Source organism: Streptomyces caeruleatus (assembly GCF_001514235.1).
Lineage (GTDB): Bacteria > Actinomycetota > Actinomycetes > Streptomycetales > Streptomycetaceae > Streptomyces > Streptomyces caeruleatus.
The window spans coordinates 159880-176309 of record NZ_KQ948936.1 but is presented as its reverse complement, the minus strand read 5'-3'; the positions used below and the strand labels follow the sequence as shown (position 1 = coordinate 176309).

Annotated in this window: 19 protein-coding genes and 1 pseudogene; 9 read left to right on the top strand and 11 right to left on the bottom strand. The window is 70.0% G+C overall.

Going from position 1 to position 16430, the window contains the following annotated elements; all coding sequences use genetic code 11:
• Positions 1–38 precede the first annotated feature (38 nt).
• The 8 genes and pseudogenes from lepB (AQJ67_RS33830) to AQJ67_RS33795 form a co-directional block, all read left to right on the top strand.
• Entirely contained in the window at positions 39–761 is a 723-nt protein-coding gene (gene lepB / locus AQJ67_RS33830; protein WP_062723171.1) for a signal peptidase I, read from the top strand.
• A complete protein-coding gene (lepB, locus tag AQJ67_RS33825; RefSeq protein WP_062723170.1) occupies positions 754–1845 on the top strand; it encodes a signal peptidase I in 1092 nt (363 codons plus the stop codon). Before lepB (AQJ67_RS33830) ends, lepB (AQJ67_RS33825) begins: the two co-directional genes overlap by 8 nt.
• Positions 1733–2701, top strand: a complete 969-nt coding sequence (lepB, locus tag AQJ67_RS33820) for a signal peptidase I (RefSeq protein ID WP_062723169.1) — start codon at positions 1733–1735, stop codon at positions 2699–2701. The genes lepB (AQJ67_RS33825) and lepB (AQJ67_RS33820) overlap by 113 nt, the downstream gene beginning before the upstream one ends.
• Positions 2702–2843: 142 nt before the next feature.
• Complete coding sequence (gene lepB / locus AQJ67_RS33815) at positions 2844–3620, top strand: signal peptidase I (RefSeq protein ID WP_062723168.1); 777 nt, start codon at positions 2844–2846, stop codon at positions 3618–3620.
• Positions 3621–3630: 10 nt separating this feature from the next.
• On the top strand, positions 3631–4146 hold the full coding sequence (locus AQJ67_RS33810; protein ID WP_062723269.1) for an NUDIX hydrolase: 516 nt from the start codon (positions 3631–3633) through the stop codon (positions 4144–4146).
• 56 nt (positions 4147–4202) lie between these two features.
• Positions 4203–4511, top strand: a complete 309-nt coding sequence (locus AQJ67_RS33805) for a DUF2469 domain-containing protein (protein WP_003965949.1) — start codon at positions 4203–4205, stop codon at positions 4509–4511.
• Positions 4512–4628: 117 nt separating this feature from the next.
• Entirely contained in the window at positions 4629–4991 is a 363-nt protein-coding gene (locus tag AQJ67_RS33800) for a YraN family protein (RefSeq protein WP_062723167.1), read from the top strand.
• A 1-nt stretch (position 4992) separates the two neighbouring features.
• Positions 4993–6000 (top strand): annotated as a pseudogene (locus tag AQJ67_RS33795) (YifB family Mg chelatase-like AAA ATPase); the annotation flags it as partial.
• 107 nt (positions 6001–6107) lie between these two features.
• Here AQJ67_RS33795 and AQJ67_RS33790 read toward each other — a convergent pair.
• The 4 genes from AQJ67_RS33790 to AQJ67_RS33775 all read right to left on the bottom strand — a co-directional run bounded on the left by AQJ67_RS33790 (position 6108) and on the right by AQJ67_RS33775 (position 8678).
• Positions 6108–6464, bottom strand: coding sequence for an ASCH domain-containing protein (locus tag AQJ67_RS33790; protein WP_062028525.1), 357 nt, complete (start codon positions 6462–6464; stop codon positions 6108–6110).
• On the bottom strand, positions 6461–7579 hold the full coding sequence (locus tag AQJ67_RS33785; protein ID WP_062723166.1) for a hypothetical protein: 1119 nt from the start codon (positions 7577–7579) through the stop codon (positions 6461–6463). The genes AQJ67_RS33790 and AQJ67_RS33785 overlap by 4 nt, the downstream gene beginning before the upstream one ends.
• A gap of 188 nt (positions 7580–7767) precedes the next feature.
• Positions 7768–8241, bottom strand: a complete 474-nt coding sequence (locus AQJ67_RS33780) for a hypothetical protein (protein WP_062723165.1) — start codon at positions 8239–8241, stop codon at positions 7768–7770.
• Positions 8238–8678, bottom strand: a complete 441-nt coding sequence (locus AQJ67_RS33775) for an ATP-binding protein (protein WP_062723164.1) — start codon at positions 8676–8678, stop codon at positions 8238–8240. The genes AQJ67_RS33780 and AQJ67_RS33775 overlap by 4 nt, the downstream gene beginning before the upstream one ends.
• 152 nt (positions 8679–8830) lie before the next feature.
• On the opposite strand from AQJ67_RS33775, the gene AQJ67_RS33770 reads away from it, so the two are divergent.
• On the top strand, positions 8831–10183 hold the full coding sequence (locus tag AQJ67_RS33770) for an NsdA family TPR-like regulatory protein (RefSeq protein ID WP_062723163.1): 1353 nt from the start codon (positions 8831–8833) through the stop codon (positions 10181–10183).
• Between the two features lie 65 nt (positions 10184–10248).
• Here AQJ67_RS33770 and AQJ67_RS33765 read toward each other — a convergent pair whose 3' ends face one another.
• The 7 genes from AQJ67_RS33765 to AQJ67_RS33730 form a co-directional block, all read right to left on the bottom strand.
• Positions 10249–10593: a hypothetical protein gene (locus AQJ67_RS33765; protein ID WP_062723162.1), complete on the bottom strand. Its 345-nt coding sequence runs from the start codon at positions 10591–10593 to the stop codon at positions 10249–10251.
• Positions 10590–10832 carry a hypothetical protein gene (locus AQJ67_RS33760; protein WP_062723161.1) on the bottom strand — a complete coding sequence of 81 codons (243 nt, stop codon included), beginning with the start codon at positions 10830–10832 and terminating at the stop codon, positions 10590–10592. Before AQJ67_RS33760 ends, AQJ67_RS33765 begins: the two co-directional genes overlap by 4 nt.
• Positions 10833–10906: 74 nt before the next feature.
• Positions 10907–11689 (bottom strand): peptidoglycan recognition protein family protein, encoded by a 783-nt coding sequence (locus AQJ67_RS49740; RefSeq protein ID WP_244190666.1) that lies wholly within the window; start codon positions 11687–11689, stop codon positions 10907–10909.
• Positions 11690–11769: 80 nt separating this feature from the next.
• Positions 11770–13416, bottom strand: a complete 1647-nt coding sequence (locus AQJ67_RS50270) for a collagen-like triple helix repeat-containing protein (RefSeq protein ID WP_159058878.1) — start codon at positions 13414–13416, stop codon at positions 11770–11772.
• A gap of 86 nt (positions 13417–13502) precedes the next feature.
• The gene (locus AQJ67_RS33740) at positions 13503–14315 is read right to left on the bottom strand and encodes a hypothetical protein (protein WP_062723159.1); all 813 of its coding nucleotides are present in this window, start codon (positions 14313–14315) and stop codon (positions 13503–13505) included.
• Positions 14315–15421: a hypothetical protein gene (locus AQJ67_RS33735; RefSeq protein WP_062723158.1), complete on the bottom strand. Its 1107-nt coding sequence runs from the start codon at positions 15419–15421 to the stop codon at positions 14315–14317. Before AQJ67_RS33735 ends, AQJ67_RS33740 begins: the two co-directional genes overlap by 1 nt.
• A gap of 6 nt (positions 15422–15427) precedes the next feature.
• Positions 15428–16429: a hypothetical protein gene (locus AQJ67_RS33730; RefSeq protein WP_062723157.1), complete on the bottom strand. Its 1002-nt coding sequence runs from the start codon at positions 16427–16429 to the stop codon at positions 15428–15430.
• Position 16430: the final 1 nt, after the last annotated feature.

The window sequence follows — 16430 nt, the reverse complement described above, 5'->3', positions numbered from 1 at the left end:
GCGGGGTCCAAAGCGGGGCCGGATAACATCTGGCTCCGATGGACACCGAAGCACAGCAGACGGAGCGCGACCGCTCCTCCCGCCCTTCCGACTCCGAGGAGATCTCGGACACCGAGGGGCAGGAGGGACGGTCGCGTTTCGCGTTGGTGTCGCGGTTCACCGAGTGGCTCCCGGGCGGGCGGATCAGCCTGACCCTGCTCGTCTTCCTGGTCCTTCTGCTGCTGCTCAACACGTTCGTGCTACGGCCGTTCGAGATTCCCAGCGGATCCATGGAGTCCGGATTGAGGATCGGCGACCGCGTTCTCGTAAATAAGTTGGCGTACCGTTTCGGTGCCGAACCGCGGCGCGGTGATGTTGTCGTGTTCGATGGAACTGGGTATTTCGGGGATGCCGACTACATCAAACGCGTTGTGGGTGTGGGGGGAGACCACGTGGTCTGCTGTGACAAGGAGGGGAGGATCCAGGTGAACGGCCGGTCGGTCGACGAGTCGACGTTCCTGTTCCCCGGAGACACCCCCTCCACGGTGCGTTTCGACCTCCTCGTGCCCGACGGCAGGCTGTTCGTCCTCGGCGACCACCGCAGCACGTCCAGCGACTCCCGTGACCATCTGGGCTCGCCCGGCGGCGGGATGGTCCCGGTCGACGACGTCATCGGCCGCGCCGACTGGATCGTGTGGCCGGCCGCCCACTGGACCCGACTGCACCGTCCGGACGCCTACGCGCGCGTGCCCGCAGCCGCAGCGGAGGGCATGCATGGGTAATCGTGGCAAGCCGCGTGGCGTACCCAGCAGTGCCGCCGACAATCTGCTGCCCACCGGTTCCCGGCGTGCCGCCAGCCCCGCGGGCGGTCGTACACGCGCGGAGCGGCGCAAGCTCCAGCGCAAGGTCAAGCGGCGCCGCAGGCGCTCCGCGATGAAGGAGATACCCCTCCTCGTCGGCGTCGCCGTCCTCATAGCGCTCGTCCTGAAGACCTTCCTCGTGCAGGCCTTCGTGATCCCGTCCGGCTCCATGGAGCAGACGATCCAGATCGGCGACCGCGTCCTGGTCGACAAGCTCACCCCCTGGTTCGGCTCCAAGCCGCAGCGCGGGGACGTCGTTGTCTTCAAGGACCCCGGCGGCTGGCTCCAGGACGAGCAGACGACGGTGAAGAAGGAGGACCCCGTCGTCGTCAAGCAGGTCAAGGAGGCACTCACCTTCATCGGCCTGCTGCCGTCCGACGACGAGAAGGACCTCATCAAGCGCGTCGTCGGCGTCGGCGGAGACCGCGTCAAGTGCTGTGACTCACAGGGCCGGGTCACCGTCAACGGCGTACCCCTGAACGAGGACTATCTGTACCCCGGCAACGCGCCCTCCAACGCGCAGTTCGACATCACGGTCCCGCAGGGCCGACTCTGGGTGATGGGCGACCACCGGGCCAACTCCGCGGACTCCCGGGCACATCAGGACCAGGACTACGGCGGCACGGTCTCCGAGGACGAGGTGGTCGGCCGCGCCATGTGGATCGCCTGGCCCTTCGGCCACTGGAGCACCCTGGACGAGCCGAATACCTACGCTTCCGTGTCCGACTCGGCGACCGGGTCGACCGCCTCCGACCCGCTGTCGCATAGGGTTGCCTCCGACGATTCGAACGGAACGATCCAACTCCCGACCCCTGCGGAACTCCCGCTCGTTATGGGAGTGGTGGGCCTGCGCCGCGCATGGGGCAGGCAGCGGCACAGAGTAAGGAGTTGGCGTGGGGGATGTGGCGGTTGGCGCACGGTCCGGGCACGACGGCGAGGAGCACCGCGGACGTCCCGTGGGCGCCGCCGACCCGGCCGCGGACGGCGCCGTGACCTCCGGGAATGACTCCGGAGGGGACGGCGAGGCAGGAGGGTCGGGTGGGCAGCCCCCGACCGGCGGTGAGGGGTCGGGAGCGGTCCCCAAGCCGAAGAAGCAGCGTTCCTTCTGGAAGGAGCTGCCCATTCTCATCGGCATCGCGCTTGTCCTCGCGCTGCTGATCAAGACGTTCCTGGTGCAGGCGTTCTCTATCCCGTCCGACTCGATGCAGAACACCCTCCAGCAGGGTGACCGCGTCCTGGTGGACAAGCTCACCCCCTGGTTCGGCTCGGAGCCCGAGCGCGGCGAGGTCGTCGTGTTCCACGACCCCGACAACTGGCTGGCCGGCGAGCCCACTCCCGACCCGAACGCCCTGCAGACCTTCCTCAGCTGGATCGGCCTGATGCCGTCGGCGGAGGAGAAGGACCTCATCAAGCGTGTCATCGGCGTCGGCGGCGACACGATCGAGTGCGAGGGCACCGGCCCGCTGAAGGTCAACGGCAAGGCACTGAGCGAGGCGTCCTACGTCTACCCCGGGAACACGCCGTGCAGCCAGGACGACCAGGGCGGCCAGTTCAAGGTCAAGGTGCCCGAGGGCTTCATCTGGGTCATGGGCGACCACCGGCAGAACTCCCGGGACTCCCGCTACAACCAGGCCGACAAGAACCACGGCATGGTCCCCGTCGACGAGGTCGTCGGCCGCGCCATCGTGATCGCCTGGCCGATCAACCGCTGGGACAACCTGCCGGTTCCGGACACCTTCGAGCAGAACCTGAGCGCCCGGTCCGCGGCCCTGACGGTCGCGCCGCAGGGGCTCGCCCTGGCCGGCGCGGTGCCGCTGGTGGTGTGGCGTCGGCGCCGGATCAAGGCGGCCGAGACCCGCTGACGGGCTGAGCACCTTCCGGGAGCGGCGCGGGCCTCGCGCCCCGCCCGGTGCCGGGAGCTTGGAAAAGCTTTGCCGAGCCTGTGACCCAGGGGTCTCGGGAGGGGCTGCCCGGTGTCGGTACCGCCGGGTAGGGTGCGGACCCATGGGTGGCGAGAGCACGACACGTACGGCGCCGCGTAGCGGTGGCGCGAGCAGTGGCCCGGCGGGCAGCCGGACCGGACAGCGGTTGTCCGGGCTGGCCGTGGCGCTGGGCCTGGTGCTGTTCCTGGGCGGATTCGTCTGGGGAGCGGTGATCTACCGGCCGTACACCGTGCCCACCAGTTCGATGGCGCCGACGATCGGTGCGGGCGACCGGGTGCTGGCCCAGCGCGTCGACGGCGGCGAGATACGCCGGGGCGATGTCGTCGTCTTCACCGACAAGACCTGGGTGAGCAACGCGCCCGTCGTCAAGCGCGTGGTCGCGATCGGCGGCGACACGGTGGCCTGCTGCACGGACGGCAAGCTGACCGTCAACGGCAAGCAGATCGACGAGCCGTACCTGGCCAAGGACGGCCTGGAAGACCTCCAGAACTTCCCCACGGTGACGGTCCCCAAGGGCAGGCTCTTCCTGCTCGGCGACGAGCGCAGCGGCTCCCTGGACTCCACGGCCCACCTCACGGACGCCGCCCGCGGCACCGTCGCGCGCGGCGCGGTGTCGGCCCGGGTGGACGCCGTCGTCTGGCCCATGGACGGCATGCTGGAGCGCCCCACGAGCTTCGAACAGCTCGGCGCGCTGTCGTCGCCGGGTCCGCTGCGGACGATGGTCGTGCTGATCGTCGTGGGCGGGGTACTCGTCCTGGGCGGCGGTGCGTACGGCCCGATCGCGAACCGGCGGAGCAAGCGGGCCCGGCCGGGCCCGGAGGCCGCGAGTGTCCGCTGAGCCGACGGACATGGGCACGAACCCTTACGGCGACTCCTACGAGGGTGGGCTGCGCAAGGTGGCCCGGGTCGTCCTCCTGGACCCGCGGGACCGCATCCTGCTGCTGCACGGCCATGAGCCGGAGGATCCCGCCGACGACTGGTGGTTCACCCCGGGCGGCGGCGTCGAGGGCGACGAGAGCCGTGCGCAGGCCGCGCTGCGGGAACTCGCCGAGGAGACCGGTATCACGGAGGTCGAGCTCGGCCCCGTGCTGTGGCGGCGGATTTGTTCGTTCCCGTTCGCGGGGCGGCGCTGGGACCAGGACGAGTGGTACTACCTGGCCCGTACGACGCAGACGGAGACCCGGGCCGTGGCGCTCACCGAACTGGAGCGGCGCAGCGTCGCCGGAGCGCGCTGGTGGACGTGTGAGGAACTTGCCCAGGCACATGAGACGGTGTATCCGACCAGACTCGCCGAGTTGCTGCGGACACTGCTCGACGAAGGTCCCCCTGCCCGGTCCGTCACCCTTGACCCCGAAATTGTCTAGGTGCTGACGGGACTGGCGCACAATGGTGGGATCGCACGGCTGAAGGGGAACATGCCATGAGCGCCGAGGACCTCGAAAAGTACGAGACCGAGATGGAGCTCAAGCTCTATCGGGAGTACCGCGATGTCGTCGGTCTGTTCAAGTATGTGATCGAGACCGAGCGCCGCTTCTACCTGACCAACGACTACGAGATGCAGGTGCACTCGGTTCAGGGCGAGGTGTTCTTCGAGGTGTCCATGGCGGACGCCTGGGTGTGGGACATGTACCGGCCGGCGCGGTTCGTGAAGCAGGTTCGTGTGCTCACCTTCAAGGACGTGAACATCGAGGAGCTGAACAAGAGCGACCTCGAGCTTCCGGGTGGATGACGCCCGGTGACCTTCACCCGCAGGGGTGAGGGAGATATCCACAGTCGCGGACTTGTCCACCAAGATCCAATAGCTCGCTGAGCTGCCCTCATCGTTGGCGCCGGAGGTGGTGCCGACATGAACGCACGCAGTGCACTCGGCAGGTACGGCGAGGATCTGGCCGCGCGGCGGTTGGCCGAGGCCGGAATGACGGTTCTGGAGCGCAACTGGCGCTGTGGCAGGACCGGAGAGATCGACATCGTCGCCAGGGACGGCGACACGCTGGTCGTGTGCGAGGTGAAGACCCGCAGGACCAGCGGCTACGAGCATCCGATGGCCGCGGTGACCCCCGAGAAGGCGCAGCGCCTGCGGGGCCTCGCGGAGCACTGGATCCACGCGCACGGCGGTGCCCCACCCGGAGGCGTCCGCATCGACCTGGTCGGCATCGTCCTGCCCGACCGCGGCGCGCCCGTGGTCGAGCACGCGCGGGGGGTGGCCTGACATGGGGTTCGCACGGACATGCTCGGTGGCCCTCGTGGGAGTCGAAGGCGTCGTGGTCGAGGTCCAGGCCGACCTGGAGCCGGGGGTCGCGGCGTTCACGCTGGTGGGGCTGCCGGACAAGAGCCTTACGGAGAGCCGGGACCGGGTGCGGGCGGCCGTCGTCAACTCGGGCGGCGAGTGGCCGCAGAAGAAGCTCACCGTCGGACTCAGCCCGGCATCGGTGCCCAAGGCCGGCAGCGGCTTCGACCTGGCCGTCGCGTGCGCCGTCCTCGGCGCCTCCGAGCGGATCGATCCCAAGGTCCTCGCCGACATCGTGATGATCGGCGAGCTGGGCCTGGACGGACGGGTGCGCCCCGTACGGGGCATCCTGCCCGCGGTGCTGGCGGCTGCGGACGCCGGTTACGAGCAGGTCGTCGTGCCGGAGTGCGCCGCGGCCGAGGCCTCGCTGGTCCCGGGCGTCTCCGTCCTGGGCGTGCGCAGCCTGCGCCAGCTCATCGCCGTCCTCGCGGACGAACCCGTACCCGACGAGGAACCCGACGACCAGGGCCGCCCCGATCCGCTGCTCGCGGGACTGCGCGTGCCGGGGACGGGCGCGGCCACGGGCATCCACAGCATGGGCGCCGCCCAGCCCGACCACGGGCACGACCTGGCCGACGTGGTGGGCCAGATGTCGGCGCGCACGGCCGTGGAGGTCGCCGCGGCCGGCGGGCACCACCTGTTCCTGGAAGGGCCGCCAGGCGCCGGCAAGACGATGCTCGCGGAGCGACTGCCGGCCATCCTGCCCCGGCTCGCCAGAGAGGAGTCACTGGAGGTCACGGCGGTGCACTCGGTGGCGGGACTGCTGCCCCCGGGCAAGCCCCTGATCGACGTCGCGCCCTACTGCGCCCCGCACCACTCGGCGACCATGCAGGCGCTCGTCGGCGGCGGGCAGGGCATCGCGCGGCCCGGCGCGGTGTCCCTGTCCCACCGGGGCGTCCTCTTCCTGGACGAGACGTGTAAAGCAAGTGGGCCGCGAGGAGACAGGCGACGGCCCCGGTACCTCTTTCGGAGGAACCGGGGCCGTCGTGTGCTCAGGGGACCGCGCCGCCCCCGCGGGGGACAGGGGCGGCGCGGCCGTCAGGGGGCGAGTAGTTCGATCTTGATTGCCAGAGCGCCGAGCGCTTCCTTTTCGGGCGGGTAGATGGTGCGGATGTTGGCGAGCTGTTCCTCGCGGGTCGCTGTCGGGTTGACGTTCGCCGGTCCCTCGCCGTCGAGCAGGGCCTCGAAATCGGGGTACTCGGTGACCTGCCGTACGCGCACGTCGCATGTCTCGTCGGTGCCCTTGATCCGGAATCGGATCACGTCGCCCGCGGCGAGGTCGGCGAGGTGCGGGTACTTGACCCGTACCTCTGTCGTCTTCTCGCCTGCGGCGACCAGGTCGAAGTATCGCCGGTAGAGGTTCAGCTCGCGGACGCGAGCGGCGGTGTCCGTCATGGGGCGGAAACGCTCCTAGGTGTTGGTGCGGTCATCATCCGGCTGAGTTCGCCGGCGGAGTACGAACGGAAGAAGTGCCGGGGGTCGGACAGGACGACCTCGGCCATGCTGAGCAGTCGGTCGACGTACTCGGCCAACGATCCGGGCCAGTCCCGAGTGTCGAGCATCCAAGGGGCGGCGCCCTCGGGCAAGGCCGCGCGTCCCTCCCGAATGAGCGACTTGGACAGCTTGGCGCCAGTGTCGCTGAGGATCATCGGGCAGAACAGGCGGGCGGGCAGCTGTCCTTGCGTGAGGCCGAGGGCCTGTAAGGCGCCGTCGACCAGCTGAGAGCCGAACACCCAATCGCCGCCCTTGACCATCACGTACAACGTGCCGGTCTTGCCAGTCACGGCGAGTTCCTTGATCAGGTTTCGGTACAGCGTGGCAAGGTCGAGGTACCCCTCGCCGGTCGGGTCGATCTTGACCTCGTACTCGCCGTGGTGCAGACAGACGGCCGACACGATCGCCCGCTCGGGGCCGACGTGCTGAACGTGGGTCCGCTCGGCGTGCTTCTCGGCCCAACCACATGCGGGCCTCGGGCAGGGAACCCGGATGTGCGCGACCCCGGAGGACGGGGCAAGCCACCAGCGCGCGGCGTCCATGCGGGGGAGCGCGCGCAGCCATGTGCGGCGGAAGTGCTCGCCAGCCTGCTGCTGACTGTAGGTCTCGACGGTGTACGGGACGTTCAGCCGCTCGGACAGGATGGTGAACAGGGGGCGGTACAGCTTGTCGACCTGCTCGACGACGCCCTGTTCGCCGAGGGCCTGCGCGTATGCCCGCTGGTAGCGGTGGCCGGTCTCGTGGTCGGTGACGACGGCGTACGGGGCGTTGTCGAGGGCGCCGAACTGGACCTCGGCCGGTACGCCGAACTTGCCCCGGATGCGGGCTGCGGTGGCGAAAGTGAGGGACTGCACGAGAGAGGTACCGATGTGCGGTGCTCCGTTGATCTGTGTCCCGACGACGAACACGATCCGCTCGGGTGCGGCGTCGAGGACTCGGGGCGTGAGCACGTCCTCGGCGTGGCTGAGCGCGTTCGCCAGGACGGTGTTCGGTGATACGGGGTATGCGGTTGTCACCCTGTCTTCCCCTCGTTAAGTGGGCAGAACTGCGCAGTGGTGCGGCGGGTGTGCTGTGTGACCTGGGCGGGGCCGGGCGGGGGCGCTCCGGTCAGCTGTGTGCTGACCGGAGCGCCGGGTACGCTCGGCCCCAGCGGGTCGGCCCGGAGTCCAATCCACTTCGGGGCGGCCCGTCCGTCGAAGGTCGGTCAGAACCGGCGACGGGCGTAGGTGGTTCCCCACATGAGCAGGCCGCGGGCGAGGCTTTCGCGGATGTGCGCGTCGGTCTCGGCCTGATCGGCCGCGAGGGCGAGGGGAGCGATCACCAAGCAGACGCGGCAGACCGCGCCCACGTCGAGCAGGGCTAACCAGTCCTGTGACGGCGAGGGGATCGTCATCACGTACTGATCGTGGCCGTAGTCGAGGGCGGCGAACCCACGCCGGATCATGATCTGTGCACCGATCACGGGTGGCTGTTCGTCGCCGGGGCCAAGGTGCAGCGCGGTTGCGAGGCGCCGCATGCCGCACTCGACGCTCTCGGGCGTCTCGTTCGGTCGGCGCGGTCCGGGGTGCGTGATGAGCAGCTGGGCGATGTCACCCGCTTCGGTGCGGTGGATGCCGGTCGCGGCGGCCACCGTGGCGACGAACCCGGGGCCCGGGGGCACGTCGAGCGGCGTCGTCATGGTGACTTCACCTCCGCCCACACGGTCTTGCCGAACGGGGCGTCGGTTACGCCCCAGTCGACGCACAGGGCGTCGAGGATGATCAGGCCGCGTCCGCGGTCGCGTTCGCGGGACTCGGGACGGGGCTGGGGTCGGCGTCTCACAGGGTCTTGTACCTCCACTCTGGTGCGGATGTGATCGGCGTCGAGCGTGAGCCGTAGCGAGTCGCCGGGCTCGGTGCCGTACCGGATCGAGTTGGTGACCATCTCGCACGCCACCAACACGACCGTTTCGACGTAGTCCTCGGACGCGTCCGGGACGTGGTACCGGACGAACTCGCGCACGAACTCGCGTGCCGCACTGGCTGATTTGGGCTCGCCCTCCAAGAGCAGGACCGGCGGCGGGCCACTGGGAGGGGCGCAACAGGCGGGCGTGGTGTCCCGCTGTCGTTCGATCATGCGTCTCCCCTTACGGGTGGACTGTCACGGCCCGATTGGCGGGCCGGATGGTTCCTCGAACTAGGCAACACGCGTAACGAAGTTGGGGGTACCGTCGAGGGGGGTGTCGAAGGGTGTCGTTTTCGCTACCCCCCGTCGCAGGAGGGCTGAGGATGAAGGCGCCGAACGACAAGCTCGCTCAATGGCTGGACCGGTCGCGGATGACTCGCGGGGAGTTAGCGCGACGCGTGAAATCAAAGGCGTTGCAGTGGGATCAACCCCAGGTCTCGCCGGATACGACGCGCGTTCGGTGCTGGCTCCAAGGTGAGACGCCGCGGGCGCCTGTCCCGGACATCCTTGCCGCTGTGTTCTCGGACCACTTCGGCTTTCGGGTCACGACGTACGATCTCGGGCTCGGCGACAGTGGAGAGATCGACGCTTCGCTCGTGTACAACCCCAGTTACGCCGCTACGGTGGAAGTCGTCGCAGACCTGGGGAGAGCTGACGTGGATCGACGGAAGTTCCTTGCAGCCGCACCGTTTGCGGCCGTCGCGGGGGTCGGGCCCTCGCGGGACTGGCTGTTGAACACCCTTGATCAGGAACCAGAACCGGGCCCGCGGGTACGTCTTGAGGACGTGTCCGCCGTGAAGAACATGTTCACGACCTTTCAGCGCATGGACATCTTCCAGGGCGGAGGGTCGGGCAGGCTGGTGCTCGCCGACTACATGAACGCGCACGTATACCCGCTGTTGCGCCGGGCCCACGGTGAGAACGTGCGGCGCGCACTGTGCGAGGCGGCGGCCGAACAGACGTACCTACTGGGCTGGATGGCCTACGACAACGGCGAACACAGCATCGCTCAGCGCTACTTGATCCAGTCGCTACGCCTCGCCGAGGAATCACGTAACCCGGCGCTCGGTGCGCACGTCCTCGCGGGCATGGCCGATCAAGCGACGTTGCTCGGGGACCCGGCCGAGGGCCGACGCCTCGCACAGGCCGGCCGTCAAGGTCTGTCGAGGACCACGTCGGCGGCCTGCCTGGCTGACCTGTGGTGCCTTGAGGCGCGCGCGCTTGCGCTGCTCGGCGAGAAGTCGGCAGCAGCGCACGCCGTCGCCCAATCGGAACGGGCACACGAACACGTCGACCTCGACAGCGAACCGGACTGGGCGGCGTTCATCGACCCGGCGTACCTGCACGGGGAGCACGCGAACACCTTCCGCGACCTGGGCGACGCCGTTTCGGCCGAGGAGCACGCCCGCCGGTCCATCGAACACGCACAAATGCAGAAACGGGCCCGCCGAGGCGCGATGTCGCAAGCGGCGCTTGCGGTGTCCCACCTGCAACGGCGCGACCTTGAGGCCGCGCACTCGGCCGGTGTGCGAACGCTCAAGCTCGCGGGACAGGTCAAGTCGTCGCGGGCCGTCGAGGCGGTGCAGGATCTACAGCGGCGCATGCAGCCCTTTGGGGGGCATCGGCTTGTCGCCGACTTCAACGATCGGGCCCGCGAGCTGGTCGCCGCTGCGTAAGGCGGTGCCCGAACGCAGAGAGACGCCCCCCGTACGGCCACGAACGGCCGTATGGGGGGCGTTGCTCATGCTCGGGTGGCGAACTGCCACAGGGTGAGTGCGAGGCCGATCACGCCCACCAGGGCGGCCATGGACGGGAGCGGCCACCGGGCCCGTTCGAGGGCGTCGAGGCGGGCGTCGTTGCGCTTCTGGCGCTCGGTCTCGCCGCGCTCGATCACGTCGAGGCGTACGTCGTGGTCGTCGAGCCGTCGGGCGTGATCCTTGATCTGCTCGTCGGTCTGGTCGTGTCGCTGAACCAGCAGGGCGAGGGCACCGTCGATGCGGGCATGCCCGACCTCGATCGTCCTCCGTATGCGTTCCAGTTCGAGGGCGACCGCGGCCGGGTCCGACGGCGAGGGGTTGGTCGTCACTTCGGAGCGTCCTCCGGCGCGGTGTCGTCGACCAGGCCGAGGCCGATTCGGTCGAGCAGCTGCTCGACGGCGGGCAGGGCCATGACGCGCGCGAGGCCGCCCGCGACGGCGAGGCCACCGGCGACCCATGGCAGGGAGGCGGGGACGCCGGACGCGTTCACGATGGCGGGGAGGGCGACGGCGAACATGACGGCGCCCTGAATGACGGTGCGTACGGTGCGCTTGTTGGCGGGGCTCATGGGGGGTTCCTCGTTTCGGAGTGTGTGGGGACGCGGGCCCGCCCCGGCGGTGTGGTGCCGGGGCGGGCGGGTGCCTACTTGCCGTAGGCGAGGCGGAACAGGGCGGCCCACCCGCGCGGGCCGATGGCCGGGTCGCGGGTGACCCTGGCGGCGCGGTACTGCGGGTGCGCGTTGTGGAACTTGACGACGGCGGCCTGTGTCTGTGGGCCGTAGTTGTCGGACTCCTTCACGCTCTTGGCCATGTAGCCGGCGGCCTTGAGCGCGCGCTGTAGCGTCTTCGCGGACGGCTTGGCCTTGTTCGGGGCGAGGCCGGTCGGGAACTTCGGCGGCGTGTAGGTGCTGGGCTCGTCGTCGCTCGGCGCGGTGCCGCCCGCGAGGTTCTTCGCCCGGCGGACGATCTCGGCGAGCTGGGCGACGACGCGCGAGCCGGGGCACGACGGGTGCGACCCCCACGCGCTACCGCCCATCGCGTGGTAGCCGAGGCCGCGACCGCTGGGGCCGTCGGCGACCTGGAGCGGCACGCCGTAGGTCTTGTGGGCCCACGCCAGTACCTCGGCGTTGCGGTCGAGCTGGTCGTCGGTGAGGGCGTCGCCGCCGCGGCCCTCGTTCTCGACGGACAGCCACGTACGGTTTCCGTCGGCCTGGGCCCACGCGCGGTCGGCGGTGTCGACCCACTGACACAGGGCGCCCGCTCGGCTGGTGCCGAAGTGGCTCGACGCCTTGGCCTTGGCGTTGCGGAACCACGAGTCGGTGCCCGCGTACGTGCCATCCATGATGTGGACGACGACGCCGCGTACGGACTGCTGCCCGCCCTTGGTGTGGTTGATGGTGATCGGGCGCCAGACGGCGCCGGGCATGCGTGCCACGGGGCTACTCCAGACATGAAAAAACGCCCGGCGCGGTGTGCGCGGGCGTACGGGAAGGAAGGGGCGGCGAGCTACGCGAGGGCGACCCAAAAGCGGTTCGCGCCGTTCTCCATGCTCGCGACGGTGATCGAGGCCGGGGCCGAGGCGGCGCCGGTCGAGTAGACACCGAACCGGCGGACGGCGGTGTACCCGAAGACGTTCGGCGGGGCGCCCGCGCCGGACTCGGCGGCGAGCATCATGGGGCCGTCACCGGTCGTGGTGTTGTACTGCAAGCGCCACGCCACGTAGTACAGACCGGCGGGCGCGGAGTAGGCGGCGGTCAACGGCGAGTTGATCGTCGCGCCGCCGGCGTTGTGGACTTCGGCCGGCTCGTAGGCGGCGGTCGACATGTCGCCGGTCGCCGCAACGCGGGTGCCGCTGCTGTTGTAGATCGCCGCCCATGACCCCGTTGTGAGGCCGCCCGCGTAGCCGGTCGCGAACCACACGATTCGGTTGATCGTCACGGCGGCGCGCAGCATGACGGCCGTCACGCGGATGGGGCCCGATCCGGGGTACAGGGCGGTCGACTGGCCGAGGGCGGGGTCGAATGCCCACGCGGCGAGGCCGTGGTCGGCGGGCGACCACTCGCCGGCGAACGCTGCGGCGTCTACGTAGGACTTGCGGGCGAGGTGGTTCGCGGTGGTCGGCGCCGCGCTGCTCGACGGTATGGCGCTGAACGTCTTCGAACCGGTGATCGTCTGCGTTCCGGCGAGCAGGACGGCCGTACCGGCGGCCTCGGCTCCCACGTCGGCCGCGGCGAGCACTACGTCGCCGGTCCGGGTGTTGACGGACGTTACCGGCGCGGTGCCGCCCCCGGCTCCGAGGGTGAACGCGGTTCCGTCGGCCTGCCGTACCTTCAACGTGCCGCCCTCGGCCCACAACAGGGCGCCCGCGGGGTTCGTCGTGGGCGGCGTGGCGGCGTTGGCGAACGCGAGGACGCCGCCGACTCCTCCGCCGAAGGTGCCGCCCGTGCCGCCGATTCGCACGTCGGTGAACGTGGCGGTGGCGTTGGTGATCAGTTCGGCGTTCTTGTTGACGGCGGTGTACTTCGACTGTGCCGCATCCGAGGCTTTGAACACGTCGGCCTGAGTGCCTGCGTAGACGACGTGCAACGTGCCGTCCATGCGGCTGTATCCGCCGTTGTTGGCCACGGCGCCGACGTCGGCGGCGGCGAGGACGACCGCGGCTTGTGACTTGCCGTTGACGGACTGGACGACGCCCGGTGCGCCCGCCGGTCCCTGGATGCCTTGCGGTCCCTGGGCGCCCTGCGCTCCCTGCGGGCCGGTCGCTCCGGTGTCGCCCTTGACGCCCTGGGCGCCGACCAGGGACGCGAGCCACTGGGCGACGGTGCCCACGAACCCGGCCTCGACGGCGACCTCGTACGCGCTGTCGCCGCGTACGGCGACGTAGGTCGGGGTCGAGGGGTCGGTCGGCGCGATGTCGGCGAGGTCGACCTCGGGCGTATCGGCCGGTAGCAACACCTGATAAACGCGGTTCATCGCGACGCCCGCGAGCTGTTCGGCGACGCTGTACGACCAGCTGCTCGGGTTCATGCCGGGCGCGTCGGTGGCCGGTAGCTCGACCTCGAACGCGCCCGTGGCGTCAAGCGGCGCGGTGACGGGCCCGCCGAGGATCACGTCGTACGCGCCGAACGTGATCAGGCTCGGCGCACGGAACACGACCTGTCCCGTAAGGGGATCGCCGGCGGGAGACAGGAAACGGCCCGTCACACGGACAGTGGGGATTTGCTCGGGGAGCGGCATCGCTACACCTCCTCGACGGGCGCGGCGAGGGGCTCGGCGGTCGCGGCGTTCGCGGTGGCCGTGACCGGCACGTCGGGCGCCTCGGTCTCGGTGAACGTGTTCCGGGTGTACGCGGAATACAGGCGGGTCTCGACGTTCTGCCCGGCCGACTTGTTGCGGTGCTCAACGCGGAGCGTGAAGTACGACAGGAAGCGCAGGCCGTCGAGCGGGCGCGTGATGGTGCGGCCGGTCCACTGGTTAGCCGGGCAGTCCCACTCGTCGAGTTCGGTCTCGACGCCGTCATGTGAGAGGACGACGCGCGCCTGTCCCCCGCCCGTGTTGGCGTAGGTCGACAGGGACAGGTACAGAACGGCGTTGTGCGCCGGTGTGGTGCCTAGCCACGCCGGTTGGTACGTCGTGCCGTCGTAGTCCTGCCGTTCGGTGGGGTGCAGCTGTACCGGCATCCACGGGCGGCCGAGGAATTCGTCGGAGTAGTAGTCATCCATGACGATGACGTTCTGGTTCCGGTCCCATACGCGGACCATCTGAGAGGGGGCGTCGTCGTCGGGGTAGCTGTTGGCGCCGATGCTGATCGCGCGTGCGCCGTCGTCGCGGCGCATGCGGGTGAAGTAGTCGCCCGCGGGGCTCTGCCCGGTCTCGAACACGGGGGTGCCGTCGGGGTCGCGGACGAACAGGCGCCCGCCCTCGCCGATCACTACGTCGCCGTTCAACACCTGGTTGAGGGCGGGGCGCATCTGCGCCCGCCCGCGCAGCTGCCGTACCTCGCGTTCGAGGGCGGCGATGCGGTCGAGTACGTCCTGTGGGACGAACGGCACTAGGGGACCTCCAGGAACAGGCGGGCCGTCTCGGGACGGCCTCGCTCGGGCGGGGTGACGCTCATACCGACGACCCGGTACCGGGCGTCGAGCGTGGTCGGGTGCCACAGGTCGCGGATGCGGAGCCGGACCGTGGCGCCGAGCAGGGCGGGCGTGATGGTGCCGCCGAGCAACACCTCGACCTCGGGTATCTGCACCGGGTCGCGGGCGGCGGCATGGTCGGCGCGGGCGTGCGCGTCGAGGGTGGCCTGTCGCTCGACGGTGGTGTAATCGCTGGTCCCGTCGAGGCGGGGCCAACCGGCCGCGAGATCGTCGTCGGCGACCAGCAGTTCGGACATGAGCGGGTACGAGTCCTGCGCCTGGTTGCTGTTGATGCTGGCGCCCCTGCTCTGCCACGCGTTCGCTTTGGCCGTTGCGTCGACCGGCCACGTGTAGGACAGGACGGGGCCGGGGTGGTCGAGGACGACGTCGGACGCCCCGGTACGGATGGTCGGGTGTCCCAGCTGCAACCGCTTGACCCGGCGGCCGTCGGAGTCGCGGAACGACGCGATGCGCCACTCGAACCCGTTCTCGACGGCGGCAAGGTCGTCGAGCAGGTCGCCGATGCTGGCCAGGTCGTAGCGCAAGAACGTGCGGTCGCGTACGACGCCGGACGGGTCGGTGTCGTACGTGATGCCGATGTTCCCGCCGGTCGTGTTCTGCGCGTAGTCGACCAGGCCGCGCGCTACGTCGAACTGGTCGACCTGGGCGGCGATCTGCGTGTCGTACAGCAGCCGGCGGTACAGGTAGCTTTCCCACCCGCCGGCCTGTATCTGCGCGCCGAGGCGCCCGCGGCTGTCCGAGGCGAGGGCGAGCGTCCACAGGACGCCGCCCCACCACAGGTCGCGCCCGCGCTCGATCCATACGCCCGTGCGTCCGGGCAGGATCGCCCGGCGGGCCCGCTCCGCCATGGCGCGGTTCGGGATCGGCACGGTGCCGGTCATGCGGCCGGTCTTGCCGATGTAGTCGTCGAGGGACACGCCCTGTACGGGCAGGGCGTCGAGCAGCTGGTCGGAGCGCAGATCACAGAACAGGACCCGGTACGGGGGCGCGATGGGCACGGACACCCCCCGTCACGGCAGCAGGAACGTGTACGACGCCCGTAGATTGCGGTCGTTGCGCAGCGCGCCGTTTCCGGTCCACGTGCGGAGGGTGATCGTGCCTGCGGTGCTGAGGCGGGCGGTGCCCTCGCCGAACCCGTCCGACACGGACACTTCGGCGTCCATGACCGGCCGCCACCCGCTCGGCAGGGTGCCGATCACTTCGTCGTTGATGTTGCCCGCGGCGTCCACGTTGAGCTGAGCGCCCTTGCGGACGACTTCGAGCAGGAAGGAAGCCACGCCCGCGTTCGGGTTGCGGCGCGCGGTGAAGCTGTTCAGCGTGTAGCCGGAGGAGACGACGAACCCGGACGTGGTCGACTCCGTCTGACGGGGCGCGCGGTAGGTCTGCCACTCACCCGCGGTCGCGTTCCAGCGCTCCAACACGCTGCCGTTGTCGCGGTACTGGCCGTCGTACGCGCCGCCGAACCCGAGTCCCCACCCGCGCGGGATGATCCCGCCCGCGGCCGTGGTGTACCGGCGCCGGTCGCCCAGGGCGGACGCCCAGGGGATACCGCCCGCGCCCGCCGAAGCGCCCGGGGGCACGGTCACGTCCCACAGGCGCAGACAGGCCGAGGGCATGGCCGGTGCGGTCGGGGTCGCCGCCGGTTCGCCGAGGACGAGTTCGAGACGGGCGAGGTTCTGCCCCTGGACGTCGAACAGGGCGTCGTACACCCTGATCGCCACGGAAACGATCCGGGCGAACTGTGCGTCGCCGTCGGGAAACGTCAGGGTCACGGGGCCGTCGTTGGCGACGGGGTACGCGCCCTGCGCGTCGGTGCCCTGTACGTACGCGCGTCCGGCACCGATCTGGAGTTGCATTGCGGCGGTGCCGGTCGCGGCGAACGGGTCGCCGCCGGGGATGACGCCGTCACGGACGCGCATCGGCGACTCGTGGGCGACGGGCGATACGGGGGTCAGGCGGGTGTCTTCGCGGGTCTGTCCCTGGGGCAGCAGCCATGCCGAGCGCACGGTCACG